The 12,152-nt window shown below is 71.9% G+C and carries 14 protein-coding genes; 6 read left to right on the forward strand and 8 right to left on the reverse strand.

Features of this window, described 5'->3' with window-relative positions; genetic code table 11:
• Positions 1–9 precede the first annotated feature (9 nt).
• Entirely contained in the window at positions 10–717 is a 708-nt protein-coding gene (gene mtnN, locus DEJ29_RS03805) for a 5'-methylthioadenosine/S-adenosylhomocysteine nucleosidase (RefSeq protein ID WP_110864380.1), read from the forward strand.
• Between the two features lie 236 nt (positions 718–953).
• Entirely contained in the window at positions 954–1,109 is a 156-nt protein-coding gene (locus DEJ29_RS03810) for a hypothetical protein (RefSeq protein ID WP_155896774.1), read from the forward strand.
• A gap of 54 nt (positions 1,110–1,163) precedes the next feature.
• On the opposite strand, the gene DEJ29_RS03815 is transcribed toward DEJ29_RS03810, so the two are convergent.
• The gene (locus DEJ29_RS03815) at positions 1,164–3,587 is read right to left on the reverse strand and encodes an excinuclease ABC subunit UvrA (RefSeq protein WP_111095476.1); all 2,424 of its coding nucleotides are present in this window, start codon (positions 3,585–3,587) and stop codon (positions 1,164–1,166) included.
• Between the two features lie 140 nt (positions 3,588–3,727).
• Positions 3,728–4,411 (reverse strand): hypothetical protein, encoded by a 684-nt coding sequence (locus tag DEJ29_RS03820; protein ID WP_110865654.1) that lies wholly within the window; start codon positions 4,409–4,411, stop codon positions 3,728–3,730.
• Between the two features lie 277 nt (positions 4,412–4,688).
• Here DEJ29_RS03820 and DEJ29_RS03825 point away from each other — a divergent pair, with 277 nt between their 5' ends.
• Positions 4,689–5,084 (forward strand): hypothetical protein, encoded by a 396-nt coding sequence (locus tag DEJ29_RS03825; protein ID WP_111024640.1) that lies wholly within the window; start codon positions 4,689–4,691, stop codon positions 5,082–5,084.
• Positions 5,085–5,204: 120 nt separating this feature from the next.
• On the opposite strand, the gene DEJ29_RS03830 is transcribed toward DEJ29_RS03825, so the two are convergent.
• The 3 genes from DEJ29_RS03830 to DEJ29_RS03840 all read right to left on the reverse strand — a co-directional run bounded on the left by DEJ29_RS03830 (position 5,205) and on the right by DEJ29_RS03840 (position 7,736).
• Positions 5,205–6,602, reverse strand: a complete 1,398-nt coding sequence (locus tag DEJ29_RS03830; RefSeq protein WP_111095669.1) for an FAD-binding oxidoreductase — start codon at positions 6,600–6,602, stop codon at positions 5,205–5,207.
• A gap of 61 nt (positions 6,603–6,663) precedes the next feature.
• Positions 6,664–7,098 (reverse strand): VOC family protein, encoded by a 435-nt coding sequence (locus DEJ29_RS03835; RefSeq protein WP_110894521.1) that lies wholly within the window; start codon positions 7,096–7,098, stop codon positions 6,664–6,666.
• Between the two features lie 59 nt (positions 7,099–7,157).
• The gene (locus DEJ29_RS03840; RefSeq protein WP_071405182.1) at positions 7,158–7,736 is read right to left on the reverse strand and encodes a TetR/AcrR family transcriptional regulator; all 579 of its coding nucleotides are present in this window, start codon (positions 7,734–7,736) and stop codon (positions 7,158–7,160) included.
• Positions 7,737–7,821: 85 nt separating this feature from the next.
• On the opposite strand from DEJ29_RS03840, the gene DEJ29_RS03845 reads away from it, so the two are divergent.
• On the forward strand, positions 7,822–8,703 hold the full coding sequence (locus DEJ29_RS03845; protein ID WP_111095668.1) for an NAD-dependent epimerase/dehydratase family protein: 882 nt from the start codon (positions 7,822–7,824) through the stop codon (positions 8,701–8,703).
• Positions 8,704–9,021: 318 nt separating this feature from the next.
• Here the strand turns inward: DEJ29_RS03845 and DEJ29_RS03850 are convergent, their stop codons facing one another.
• Positions 9,022–9,897 carry a DUF808 domain-containing protein gene (locus tag DEJ29_RS03850; RefSeq protein WP_111095680.1) on the reverse strand — a complete coding sequence of 292 codons (876 nt, stop codon included), beginning with the start codon at positions 9,895–9,897 and terminating at the stop codon, positions 9,022–9,024.
• A 94-nt stretch (positions 9,898–9,991) separates the two neighbouring features.
• Between DEJ29_RS03850 and DEJ29_RS03855 the strand changes: the two genes are divergently transcribed.
• Positions 9,992–10,261: a hypothetical protein gene (locus DEJ29_RS03855; RefSeq protein ID WP_071245932.1), complete on the forward strand. Its 270-nt coding sequence runs from the start codon at positions 9,992–9,994 to the stop codon at positions 10,259–10,261.
• 19 nt (positions 10,262–10,280) lie between these two features.
• Here DEJ29_RS03855 and DEJ29_RS03860 read toward each other — a convergent pair whose 3' ends face one another.
• Positions 10,281–10,691: a VOC family protein gene (locus DEJ29_RS03860; RefSeq protein ID WP_111095667.1), complete on the reverse strand. Its 411-nt coding sequence runs from the start codon at positions 10,689–10,691 to the stop codon at positions 10,281–10,283.
• Positions 10,692–10,739: 48 nt separating this feature from the next.
• Entirely contained in the window at positions 10,740–11,318 is a 579-nt protein-coding gene (locus DEJ29_RS03865) for a TetR family transcriptional regulator (protein ID WP_111095666.1), read from the reverse strand.
• Between the two features lie 68 nt (positions 11,319–11,386).
• On the opposite strand from DEJ29_RS03865, the gene DEJ29_RS03870 reads away from it, so the two are divergent.
• Entirely contained in the window at positions 11,387–12,145 is a 759-nt protein-coding gene (locus tag DEJ29_RS03870) for an SDR family NAD(P)-dependent oxidoreductase (RefSeq protein ID WP_111095665.1), read from the forward strand.
• Positions 12,146–12,152 lie beyond the last annotated feature (7 nt).

A 12,152-nucleotide genomic window follows, 5' to 3' on the forward strand; every position in this document is an offset into this window, starting at 1 on the left:
GATCGATCAGTGCAGCAGCAACCCGTCGCGATCATCATCGCGGCCATGAGCGAAGAGGTCTCGGCCTTCGCCGACCTCTTCGGCGGTGTCCCGGTCCTCGACGGCCCCGTCGGTGGCCACGACCCGCACCAGCTGCTCGACATCGGGGGCGCCACGGTCGTCGTGCGCCGCAGCGGCATCGGCTTCACGAACGCCACGGCCGCCGTCGCCCACGGCTTCCACGACTTCGGTCCGGGCATCCCGGTGATCAGCGTCGGGACCGCCGGCGGGCTCATGCACGGTGTCGCCATCGGTGACGTCGTGGTCGGCGACCGGTACGTCAACCTCAACGCCGACGCCACGGCGTTCGGTTACGCCCTGGGCCAGGTCCCCGGCATGCCGACCGGCTACGCGCCGGACGCCCGGCTCGTCGAGCTCGCGATGGGCGCCGACATCGCGTGGCCGCTGCGGTCGGCGACGATCGGCTCGAGCGAGGTCTTCGTGACCGAGGGCCGTGCCCGCGCACTCCGGGTCGCGTTCCCCGAGGTGGCCGCGGTCGACATGGAGTCGGCCGCGATCGCGCAGTTCGCCCACGTGCACGACATGCCGTTCGTGTCGGTCCGGTGCATCAGCGACCTCTGCGCGCCGGACGGCGCCGAGTTCCGTGAGCACCTGGACGACGCCGCGGCACGCGCAGCGCGCGTGGTCCACGACCTGGTGCTCGGCCTGCGTTCCTGAGTCCACCCGTGCACCGGCCTGGAGGCGCGACTCGCCGCCGCCGGTCTGCCGGCGGTGATCCGGGCCTCCCGTCCGACCCCGCCTGGTCGCGTGCGCTGCGCTCCGCGGCCATCCGACGGGCGGAATTGCGTTCCACGGACGTTCCGGGACGGATTGCGAACTCGCCTCCGAGCCCCTCGCTAGCCTCCATTTCGGGGGGCCAAGGAACCACGGCCAATCACACAGGGAGATCAGCCATGAGCGCCTACACGAGCGACGAGAACGTCGAACCTGCACGCATCACCACCTTCAAGCGCGTCCGCAAGCAGTGGCGTCGGACGGGCGAGGTCGGCTACACGCACAGTGGTAGCGACTTCTTCCGCGACGACGCCCCGGAAGCGGTCCAGCGGTAACCAGCGGCAGCCACGAAGTGCCCGTCAGGAGCGATCCTGGCGGGCACTTCTGCGTCAGCGACCGAGCTGGTCCCGCAGGTACGGGGCGGTCCGGCTGGTGGTCGAGGCGGCGACCTCGGCTGGCGTACCGGAGGCGACGACCCGACCGCCGTCATCGCCGCCCGATGGGCCCATGTCGATGACGTGGTCGGCGCTCGCGACGACGTCCATGGCGTGCTCCACCACGACGACGGTGTTGCCCGCGTCGGTCAGTCGGGCGAGCTGGGCGGTGAGCAGCTCGACGTCGGCCGGGTGCAGGCCGGTGGTGGGCTCGTCGAGCAGGTACAGGGTGTGGCCGGTCCGCGCGCGCTGCAGTTCCGTGGCGAGCTTGATGCGCTGCGCCTCGCCGCCGGACAGCTCCGGAGCGGGCTGGCCGAGTCGCAGGTAGCCGAGACCGACCTCGCGGAGGGTCTCGAGTCCGCGTCCGGCTGCCGGCAGGGACGCCAGGAACGGCGCCGCTTCGTCGACGGTCATGCCGAGGACGTCGGCGATGGACGCCCCGTTCCACCGGACCTCGAGCGTCTCGGCGGTGTAGCGGGAGCCGTGGCACTCGGGGCACGGGGCCCAGCTGCCGGGCAGGAAGAGGAGTTCGACGGACACCGACCCCTCGCCCTGGCAGACCTCGCACCGGCCGCCGGCGACGTTGAACGAGAACCGCCCGGCGCCCCAACCGCGGGCCTTCGCTTCGTCGGTCTGGGCGAAGGCGGCCCGGACCGCGTCGAAGAGGCCGGTGTAGGTGGCGAGGTTCGAGCGGGGCGTCCGGCCGATCGGCTTCTGGTCGACCTGCACGACGCGGTCGATGAGCGGGTGCGACGTCGCGACGCCGGGCAGCACGCCACCGACGAGTGACGACTTGCCGGACCCGCTGACCCCGGTGACCGCGGTGAGGACACCGAGCGGCAGGTCGACGTCGAGCCCACGCAGGTTGTGCAGGGTGAGGTCGCGGAGTTGGAGGGTGCCGATCGGGGTCCGGACGGCACGGTCGGCGGTCGGCTGCCGGGGCTCCAGGAAGCGCCGGGTGACAGACGCCTCGACCTCGGCCAGTCCGGCGACCGGTCCGCTGTACAGGACCGTGCCGCCACCGGTGCCCGCGCGGGGGCCGACGTCGACGATCCAGTCGGCTCGGCGCACGATGCTCATGTCGTGCTCGACGACGAAGACGCTGTTGCCGCCGGCACGCAGGTCGTCGAGGACGTCGACGAGGGACTCGGCATCGGCGGGGTGCAGGCCGGCGCTCGGTTCGTCGAGCACGTAGACGACGCCGAACAGGCCGGAGCGGAGCTGCGTCGCGATCCGCAGCCGCTGACTCTCGCCGGGGGAGAGCGTCGGGGTGGCGCGGTCGAGCGCGAGGTAGCCGAGACCCAGGCCGACCAGGACCTCGACGCGGGTGAGCAGGTCGCGGGAGATCGCCACGGCGACCTCGGTGTGCTCGCCGGACGATGCTCGCGACGTCGCCGCTGCCGCATCCGTGATCGCCGCGATCGGGCGCAGGACGTCAGCCAGGCCGGTCAGCGGCAGCGCGTTCAGCTCGGCGATCGAGTGACCGCCGATCGTCACGGCGAGGGCGGCCCGGGTCAGGCCGGTGCCGCCGCAGAGCCCGCACGGGCCGGACTCGACGAACTGCAGCACCTTCTTGCGCTGGGTCTCGCTCTGCGAGTCGGCGAGGGTGTGCAGGACGAACTGGCGGGCGCTCCAGAACCGGCCCTTGTAGGGCTTGGCCACTCGGTCGCGCTTCGGCTGCACCTGCACGACGGGCTGTTCCTCGGTGAAGAGGAGCCAGTCGCGGTCCTTGCGCGACAGCTCGCGCCACGGGCGGTCGATGTCGTAGCCGAGCACGGCGGTGACGTCGCGCAGGTTCTTGCCCTGCCATGCCCCGGGCCAGGCGGTGATCGCGCCGTCGCGGATGCTCAGGGACGGATCGTGCACGGCCGATGCCTCGGTGACCTCGTGCGCGGTCCCGATGCCGTGGCACCGGGGGCAGGCGCCGGCGACGGTGTTCGGCGAGAAGGAGTCCGACTCGAGCCGGTCGGCGCCGGACGGGTACGTGCCGGCGCGCGAGTAGAGCATGCGCATCGAGTTCGACAGCGTGGTCATGGTGCCGACGGTGGAACGGGAGCTCGGGGCGCCGCGACGCTGCTGCAGGGCGACGGCGGGCGGCAGTCCGGTGATCGAGTCGACGTGCGGGGTGGAACCCTGCGCGATCAGCCGCCGCGCGTACGGGGCGACGGACTCGAGGAACCGGCGCTGGGCCTCGGCGAAGACGGTGCCGAAGGCGAGCGAGGACTTGCCGGAGCCGGAGACGCCGGTGAACGCGACGATCCGGTCGCGGGGGATGTCCACGTCGACGTCGCGCAGGTTGTTCTCGCGGGCGCCACGGACGCGGATGAAGTCGTCCGGCCCGGGTCGGTCGTCGGTCTGGGTCGAGCGAGGAGCGGGCATTCGCTCGATCGTAGGCTCGGCCACTGGGAGAAGCGGTACCGGGGCGGTACCGCGAACGACGAAGAGCCGCTCCGCCCTGATCGGCGGAGCGACTCTTCGCGTCGTGCGGTGGTGCTCGTGGTGCGGTGTTGCGGCAGGTGTTACTTGATCTGTGCGGTGATGGTGGCGGTGCCGACGAGGAGGCCGCGCTTGACGGCGTCGGTGCCGAAGGTCTTGTTCAGCAGGCCGGCGGCGTCTTCGGAGATGTGGACGGTGGTGCCGGTGAGGATGGCGTTGTCGCCCTCGAGCTGGAGGGGCTTGAGGGAGCCGCCGTGCAGCTCGAACAGGAACGCGTTGGCCGCGGCGACCTTGCCGTTGACGAGGACGTCGCCGTAGAGCTTGGACGAGCCCGGGTTCACGACGAAGTTCTCCAGCGTGACGGTGGTGTCGCCGGCCTTCAGGGTCAGACCCGAGTCGTCGTGGTTCAGCAGGCCCTGCACGTACGGGCGGTAGTTGCCATCCGGGGACCAGTAGGTGACCGACCCGGCGGTGATCGGGAACGACACCGACCCGTCAGCCAGGGTCGCATCGCCCGAGACGCCGGGGGTGAGCTTGAGGGCGGTGAGGGCGTCGGTGAAGCCGGAGTCGAGCTTCACGGCGGTGGAGCCACCGAGGACCTCGGGGACCGAGGCGACGGGTGCGGGGATCTTCGACTCGGACGACGAGGACACCGTGTGCACGTTCGGGGTCGCGGCCTGGGCGGAGGAGATTCCGAACGCGGCACCGCCGAGGACGAGGGCGCCGGTCGTGGCGAGGGTGATGGAGGTCTTGAGGCTCTTACGCATCGTGATCAGTCCTTTGCTGTTGTCGCGCTCGGCGCGGCTGCTGTGTGCGCGCCGAACACACCCTTGGCGGGGTGGAGAACCAGCGATGTGCGGCTGGTGAGCGCTCCGGGTGTTTCCCGGTCGTTGCAGGTGATTCGGCACCCTGCCGCGAAGGGTTTGGACCGATCTGCCGTCGTTACCGCTCTGTGACCTTCGGGCACATCCGGACAGCGGTCACGCCCGCAAGTACGTTCTCTGAGAGGCCGCTGAACGTGGTCCATCGAGAAAGGCACTCCCCATGGCATCGACGTCCAGTCGTCCCACGTCCGTCACCGTCGCGTTCGTCATCTGGCTGGTGGTGGTCCTGGCGAACATCCTGCAGGGCATCATCAACCTCACGTCGGGCTCCTCCGCCGACGTCGCTGACAGTGTCGGCACGGCCCCGCTCGTCGGCGGCGCGATCTTCGCGTTCATCCTCGCCGTGATCGAGCTCATCATCGTCTTCAAGATGCGCGACGGCCGCAACTGGGCCCGCATCGTGCTGACGGTCCTCGCGGTCCTGCAGCTCATCGGTGTCGGCGTCGGCGCGGCCTCGGGTGGCAACGCCTTCGGCTGGATCGGTGGCGTCGCGGTGCTCATCGCGACGATCCTGATGTACGTCGGCGGCGCGAACGGGTACTTCCGTCGCCACTGAGCGCGCGTGCGTGCAGATGCGCTCCTGCGTGACGCACACCGGTCGCTGAACGCGACCACCTGACGGACGGGAGGCCCGGTGCCAGCTGGCACCGGGCCTCCCGTCCGTCGTCCGCGCGGGTCAGAACGCCTTGCCCGGGTTCAGGGTCCCCGCCGGGTCGAGCGCGTCCTTCACGGAGCGGTGCATCGCGAGCACGCGGTCGCCGAGCTCGACGCGCAGGCCTGGCAGCTTGAGCAGCCCGACGCCGTGCTCACCGGTCACCGTCCCGCCGAGCGCCAGGCAGTCCGCCACGATCTGGTCGAACGCGGTCTTCGCGCGGGCCTTCGCGGCGTCGTCGCCCTCGGGCGCGATGATCAGCGGGTGCAGGTTGCCGTCGCCGGCGTGCGCGATGTTGGCGATCGTGACGTCCTGCGCGTCCGCGGTCACCTGGATCCGCCGGAGCATCTCGGGCACCGCGCTCCGCGGCACGCAGATGTCCTCGGTCAGCACCGGACCGAGCCGTTCGAGAGCCGGGTAGGCGAGCCGGCGGGCCTGGAACAGCCGGTCGATGTCCCCGGGGTCGGTGGCCCGCTCGACGTCCGTGCCGCCGGCCTCGGCGAAGACGTCCGCGACGTGGTCGGCGATCGCGTCCCCGGCGGCACCGCGCTCGTCGACCCGCGCGAGCAGCAGGGTGTCGACGTCCGCCGGCAGCCCGAGGTGCATCCAGTCGTCGACGGCGCGCAGGCAGGTGCGGTCGACGATCTCGAGTGCTGCGGGGATGATGCCCGCGCGCGAGATCGCGGCCACGGCGTCGCCCGCGGCGGTCAGCGAGGGGAAGTACCCGATCACCGCCCGTTCGTCACGGCCGGCCAGGGGGAGCAGCTGCACGGTGACCGACACGACGATGCCGAGCGTGCCCTCGGAACCGACCATCAGCCCCGTGAGGTCGTACCCGGCGACGCCCTTCGCCGTCCGGCGGCCGAGCTCGACCACCGATCCGTCGGCCAGCACGACGGTCATGCCGAGGACGTAGTCGCGGGTGACCCCGTACTTGACGCAGCAGATGCCGCCGGCGTTCGTCGCGACGTTGCCGCCGATCGTCGAGATCGCCGAGCTCGCGGGGTCCGGCGGGTACCAGAGGCCGTGCTCGGCGACCGCGGCGCGGAGTGCGTCGTTGATGACGCCGGGTTCGGTGACCGCGTAGCGCTCGTCGGTGTTCACCTCGAGCACCCGGTTCATCCGCTCGAGCGACACGACGATCGAGTCGGCCATCGCGTTGGCGCCGCCGGACAGACCGGTGCCGGCACCGCGGGGGACGACCCGGAGACCGGCGGCGGCTGCCCAGCGGACGGCGGTGACGACGTCGTCGGTGCTGCGTGCCAGGACCACGGCAAGCGGTGCCGTGGAGTCGGCCCACTCGGCGTCGTCGTGGCGGTAGCGCTCGAGCGACTCCGGGTCGCGGAGGACCTGGTCGGACCCCAGCAGGTGTTCGAGGGCGGTGGCGTCGGCTGCGGTGGCGGATGCGGCGATGACGGTCATGCGGGGTGCGGGTCCTTCCGGGGCGCGGCGATGCGGGTCGGGTCCGTCGACGATACGCCGGTCAGTCCAGGCAGAACTCGTTGCCCTCGACGTCCTGCATGACGATGCACGACTCGTTCACCTGGTCCGCCGTCATCCGACGGACCTGGGTGGCGCCGAGCCCGACCAGACGGGCGCTCTCGGCGTCGAGGGCCGCGAGCCGTTCGGCGCCGACCATCCCGGTGCCGACCCGGACGTCCAGGTGCACGCGGTTCTTCACCGTCTTGCCCTCGGGGACGCGCTGGAAGAACAGGCGGGGCCCGGCACCGGTCGGGTCGACGCACGCGAAGGCCGATCCCTGGTGCTCCGGCGGCAGCGACCGGTCGAACGCGTCCCAGTCGGCGAAGCCCGGTGGGGGCGGCGGTACCACGTACCCGAGGACCTCGCACCAGAACCGGGCGACACGCTCCGGCTCGGCGCAGTCGAACGTCACCTGGACCTGTCGCACCGTTGCCATGGCGCCGAGGATACGACGGTGCACGACCGGCGTCCGCTCAGCGTCCGCTCGACGTCCGCTCAGCCCAGCTGGGCGGCCGCTGCTCGGAGCTCGGCGAGCGCGGCCGTGGCGTGGTCGGCCAGTCGGTCGTCGTCGGCGCGCCCCACACCCGACCACCGCTCGAAGCCCTGCTTGAAGGCGAGGACACCCATCTCGGCGGCCAGTCGAGCGGGCGCGTCGGGGACACCGCGGCCGACCAGGGCGTCGGTCATGGCCGCGGCCATCCCGACGCTCTTCAGGGCGTCGCGCTCTTGCAGTTCGGCGCTGGCGGCGACCGCCGCTCGCAGTCGTGGTCCGAGCTCGCGGTTCAGCGGTCCCATCTCGTCGGAGGCCCGTTCCAGACCCGCGGCGACGGCGTCGAGCGGGGTGGCGTCGGCCGGTGCGTCGGTGATGCCCTCGGCGAGCAGCCGGCTCAGGGTCTCCTGCCCGGCGACGAGCAGTTCGCGCTTGTCCGGGAAGTGCCGGAAGAACGTGCTCTTGGTGACACCGGCGCGCTCGGTGATCTGCGCGACGGTCGTCTCGTCGTAGCCCTGCTCGGAGAACAGGTCGACCGCGGCCAGGACCAGTCGTTCCCGGGCCCCGGGTTCCCATCGCACCATGGGACGATCATACGCGACGGGACAATTGTCCCATCACGGGTGTACGGTGATGGTACAAAAGTCCCATCACTTCTGAGGAGCACCCATGCACGTCTTCGTCACCGGCGGCACCGGCACCATCGGCACCGCCGTCGTCACCGAACTCATCACCGCCGGGCACGCCGTCACGGCCCTGGCCCGGTCGGACCGGTCCGCCGCTGCCCTCGTCGCCGCGGGGGCGACCCCCGCCCGCGGTGCACTCACCGACCTCGACGTGCTGCGCGAGGGCGCACGCGCCGCCGACGGGGTCATCAGCCTCGCGTTCTCGAACGACTTCAGTTCGGCGGAGGCGCTCGAGCGGGGGATCGCCGAGGAAGGCGCCGCCATGGCCGCACTCGGCGAGGCGCTCGTCGGCAGCGACCGCCCGTTCGTCGTCGTCTCCGGCACGCCGTGGGAGCCCGGCCGGGCCTCGGTCGAGACCGACCCGCTCCCGCTCGAGGGGCCGGTCGCGGGTCGAGCCCGATCCGTCCTCGCCGCCCTCGACCTGGCGGCACGGGGCGTCCGGGTCTCGGCGATCCGGCTGCCGCGCACTGTGCACGCGGACGGCACGGGCGGGTTCGCCGGCATCCTGACGGAGACGGCCCGACAGGCAGGGGTGGCGGGCTACCCCGGCGACGGCGAGCAGCGGTGGCCCGCCGTGCACGCAGCGGACGCCGCGGTGCTGTTCCGGCTCGCGCTCGAAGGTGCACCGGCAGGGACCGTCTGGCACGCGGTCGCCGACGAGGGCGACCGGGTGCGTGACCTGGCCGAGGTCATCGGACGTCGGCTCGGCCTGCCCGTCGAGCGGGTGGCCGACGAGACGTTCGGCGCGTTCGCGCCGATCTTCGCGATGGACCAGCCGGCGTCGAGTGCCCACACGCGCGACGCGCTCGGCTGGGCCCCGACCCACCCGAGCCTGCTCGAGGACCTGGAGAACGTGCAGCGCTGAGCGCTGAGCGCTGAGCGCTGCCAGTGCACGGTGCGGCGTGCGCGATGCGGTGCGGCGTTGATGGCGTGGTGCGCGCCTGTGGCGCGTCACGGGGCGGTCAGGCGCGCACCGGTCGGCGTTGCGCGCACGGTGCGCCGGTCGGGAGGTGCGGTGCCGGGCCGCCCCGGGCCTCCTGGCTGTGCGGTGGGCGCTGCCAGTGCACGGTGCGGCGTGCGCGATGCGGTGCGGCGTTGATGGCGTGGTGCGCGCCTGTGGCGCGTCACGGGGCGGTCAGGCGCGCACCGGTCGGCGTTGCGCACGGTGCGCCGTGCAGCCGCGTCAGTGCGGCGTGCCGCGCAGGCGGCCGATGCCCAGCACGATGCCGACGACGACCATGCCCAGCGCGAGGCCGGCCACGGCCGACACGGCGGTGTCGGCGATCCAGACGACGACGGGGCCTGCGGCCTCGAGTGCGTGCTCGATCACGTGCAGCAGGTCGTACGGTCCGTGCCAGACGGTCTCGGCGAGGTTCGCGATGACCAGGTGTCCGCCGACCCAGAGCATCGCGACCGTGCCGATGACGCTGATGACCCGGAAGACCATCGGCATCGCACGGACGATGCGGGCACCGATCCGGCGGGTGCGGCGGACGGAGTTCTTCATCATCTGCAGGCCGATGTCGTCGACCTTCACGAGCAGTGCCACGGCGCCGTAGACGACGGCCGTCATGACCAGACCGATCACGATCAGGGCGCCGAGCGTCGGCCAGAGGCCCAGGTCGGGGTCGAGGCCCGCCAGTGCGATGAGCATGATCTCGGTGCTCAGGATGAGGTCGGTGCGGATGGCGCCGAAGACGAGCTTCGGTTCGGTGACGGCCTCGTCCGACCCGCCCTCGTGGTGCACACCGAACCACTCGGTGACCTTCTCGGCACCCTCGAAGCACAGGTACGTGCCGCCGAGCAGCAGCAGCCACGGCAGCACCCCGGGTGCGAAGGCCGTGAGCAGCAACGCCAGCGGGATGATGATGATGAACTTGTTGAACAGGCTGCCGAGGGCGATGCGCCCGACGACGGGGAGTTCACGAGCGGGCTCGAGGCCCTGGACGTACTGGGGCGTGACGGCGGCGTCGTCGATGACGACCCCGGCGGTCTTCGCGCTGGCCTTGAGGGCTGCGGAGAGGATGTCGTCCACCACGGCGAGCAATCCGACTGACAATGCGTTCTCCACTCGTCTGACCTGTGACCGTGCACAGCGTAGTGGCCGCGGAGCATCCTGAACGCCAGCCGCGGGGCGTCCGTAGGCTCGCGGCATGGCTGACTTCACCGCATCCCAGGCCGCCGTCGTCCGGATCGAGCGTTCCGAGCAGGGGCGCTGGGACCTCTCCGTCATCAGCGACGCCGGTGTCGCGATGGGGCACGGCGTGTACCTGTTCGACGCGGACCACGACGACGCCGAGGACGAGCAGGCCGCGGCCCTCGACTTCGTGCGCGACTACGGGTTCCGGTTCGAGCGCGACGCCGTGCAGGCCGACGGTCCCGACGCCTTCTGGGCACCGCTGCTGCCGTCCGACCAGCAGTAGGCGCTGCAGCGCGTGGGAGTCAGCGCGCCGAGTCCTCGAACCCGATCAGCCAGGTGACCCCGTGCGCGTCGCGGACGGTGCCGTCCCAGTCGCCCCACGGGCGCTGCTGCAGTGGGTCGATCACCGTGCCGCCCTCGGCGAGTTGGTCGAACCACCGACGCAGGACGTCCGGTTCCGCAGCGCCGAGCAGTGAGAAGAGCAGCCCCGTCGCCGCGAACGGGGTGTCGCCCTCGCTCGCGTCCGCGGCGAACAGCTGCAGCTCGCCGGTGAGTTGGCCGTGCGCGACGGCGTCGGCCGGGCCGTCCGTGCGGGAGAAGTCCGCGTAGGTCGCGATCTGCACCTCGCCTCCGAACACCCGCTGCCAGTGCTCGAGGGCCTGCCTGGCGGTGCCGGCGAACTGGAAGTACGGCGCGGGTCCGGTCGTGTGCATGCCCGGCAAGGTACTCCGGAGTGCGGCGTGCGGGAACCCCGGGGCTCGTCAGTCGAGCAGCGCCAGTGCGCGCTCCAGGACGTCCTCCGGTCGTCCGTCGCCGTGCAGTGCCCACCAGGTCAGTGCGGCGCTCGCGGCGGCGGCCAGCGTGTGGGCGCGCACGGCGACGGCGAGGTCGTCGGCGGTGACCCCGTCCCGCTCGGCCACGTACCGCAGGATCTCGTCGGTCAGGGCCGTGACCGTGGCGGCGCCGACGTGCTCGAGCGACGGGTTCGCGCGGATGACCCGGAGGCGGCGTCGGGTGACCTCGACGGCGTCGTCCGGGAACGTCGCACCGATCCGGTACGCCGCCCGCAGCGCCACCGCCGAGGGTTCGTCGGCCGGCCGGGACCGCAGTGCCTCGCGGAACCGTGCGGCGAACTCGCCGAGACCGCCCCAGACCAGCGCTGCCTTGTTCGGGAACAACCGGAAGAGCGACCGACGGCTCACTCCGGCCGCCGCGGCGACGTCGTCCATCGACACCGCGTCGAAGCCCCGGTCGTCGAACAGCCGGAGTGCGACGAGGGACACGGCGTCGGGGTCGATGGTGCGCGGGCGCCCCGTCGGACGGCCGTTCGTCGAGCTCATGGAGACCTTTCGGCACTGAGTGCTATAACCGGTGTGGCGCAGTGAGCGCCTCTCATCGAGGAGACGACATGACCGACACCACCGCCGGACGGTTCACCGGCAGGACCATCATCGTCACCGGAGCGGGTTCCGGCATCGGACGCGCCACGGCGACGCGCATCGCGAACGAGGGCGGGCGCGTCATCGCGACCGACGTCGTGGCCGAGCGGCTCGACGCACTCCGCTCGGAGCTCGAGGGCCTCGCCGTGGAGACCGTCGTCGGCGACGTCGCCGCGAGCGAGACCATCGACGCACTCATCGCCGCCGCCGGCGACCGGGTGGACGGGCTCGCCAACGTCGCCGGCATCATGGACGCGTTCCTGCCGCCGGACGAAGTCGACGACGCCACCTGGGAGCGTGTCTTCAGCGTCAACGTCACCGGCCCGATGCGCCTGACCCGCGCCGTGCTGCCGCTGATGATCGCCGCCGGCAGGGGGTCGGTCGTGAACGTCGCGTCCGAGGCCGCGTTGAAGGCCTCGGCCGCCGGCGCTGCCTACACCTCGTCCAAGCACGCCATCGCCGGGTACACCAAGAGCGTCGCGTTCTTCCACGGGCCGCAGGGCATCCGGGCGAACGCCGTTGCACCGGGTGCGGTCGCCACGAACATCGAGGCGCCGATGCGCAGCGAGTACGCGGCCCGCCGGGTCGGTCCGATCATGCAGACCACCATCCCGCCGGTCGCCCAGCCCGAGCAGCTCGCCGCCGCCATCACCTGGCTGCTGAGCGACGACTCGGCGAACGTCAACGGTGCGGTGCTGCCGAGCGACGGTGGCTGGTCCGTGGTCTGACGGATTC

The sequence above is a fragment of the Curtobacterium sp. MCPF17_021 genome (assembly GCF_003234605.2).
Classification (GTDB): Bacteria; Actinomycetota; Actinomycetes; order Actinomycetales; family Microbacteriaceae; genus Curtobacterium; species Curtobacterium flaccumfaciens.

What these genes read in the sequence shown, in the direction of transcription:
- DEJ29_RS03810 (WP_155896774.1), top strand. Translation starts at nt 954, where the DNA reads ATGAGCGCCTACACGAGCGACGAGAACGTCGAACCTGCACGCATCACC.
- DEJ29_RS03815 (WP_111095476.1), bottom strand. Translation starts at nt 3,587, where the DNA reads ATGCCCGCTCCTCGCTCGACCCAGACCGACGACCGACCCGGGCCGGAC.
- DEJ29_RS03820 (WP_110865654.1), bottom strand. Translation starts at nt 4,411, where the DNA reads ATGCGTAAGAGCCTCAAGACCTCCATCACCCTCGCCACGACCGGCGCC.
- DEJ29_RS03825 (WP_111024640.1), top strand. Translation starts at nt 4,689, where the DNA reads ATGGCATCGACGTCCAGTCGTCCCACGTCCGTCACCGTCGCGTTCGTC.
- DEJ29_RS03830 (WP_111095669.1), bottom strand. Translation starts at nt 6,602, where the DNA reads ATGACCGTCATCGCCGCATCCGCCACCGCAGCCGACGCCACCGCCCTC.
- DEJ29_RS03835 (WP_110894521.1), bottom strand. Translation starts at nt 7,098, where the DNA reads ATGGCAACGGTGCGACAGGTCCAGGTGACGTTCGACTGCGCCGAGCCG.
- DEJ29_RS03840 (WP_071405182.1), bottom strand. Translation starts at nt 7,736, where the DNA reads ATGGTGCGATGGGAACCCGGGGCCCGGGAACGACTGGTCCTGGCCGCG.
- DEJ29_RS03845 (WP_111095668.1), top strand. Translation starts at nt 7,822, where the DNA reads ATGCACGTCTTCGTCACCGGCGGCACCGGCACCATCGGCACCGCCGTC.
- DEJ29_RS03855 (WP_071245932.1), top strand. Translation starts at nt 9,992, where the DNA reads ATGGCTGACTTCACCGCATCCCAGGCCGCCGTCGTCCGGATCGAGCGT.
- DEJ29_RS03860 (WP_111095667.1), bottom strand. Translation starts at nt 10,691, where the DNA reads ATGCACACGACCGGACCCGCGCCGTACTTCCAGTTCGCCGGCACCGCC.
- DEJ29_RS03865 (WP_111095666.1), bottom strand. Translation starts at nt 11,318, where the DNA reads ATGAGCTCGACGAACGGCCGTCCGACGGGGCGCCCGCGCACCATCGAC.
- DEJ29_RS03870 (WP_111095665.1), top strand. Translation starts at nt 11,387, where the DNA reads ATGACCGACACCACCGCCGGACGGTTCACCGGCAGGACCATCATCGTC.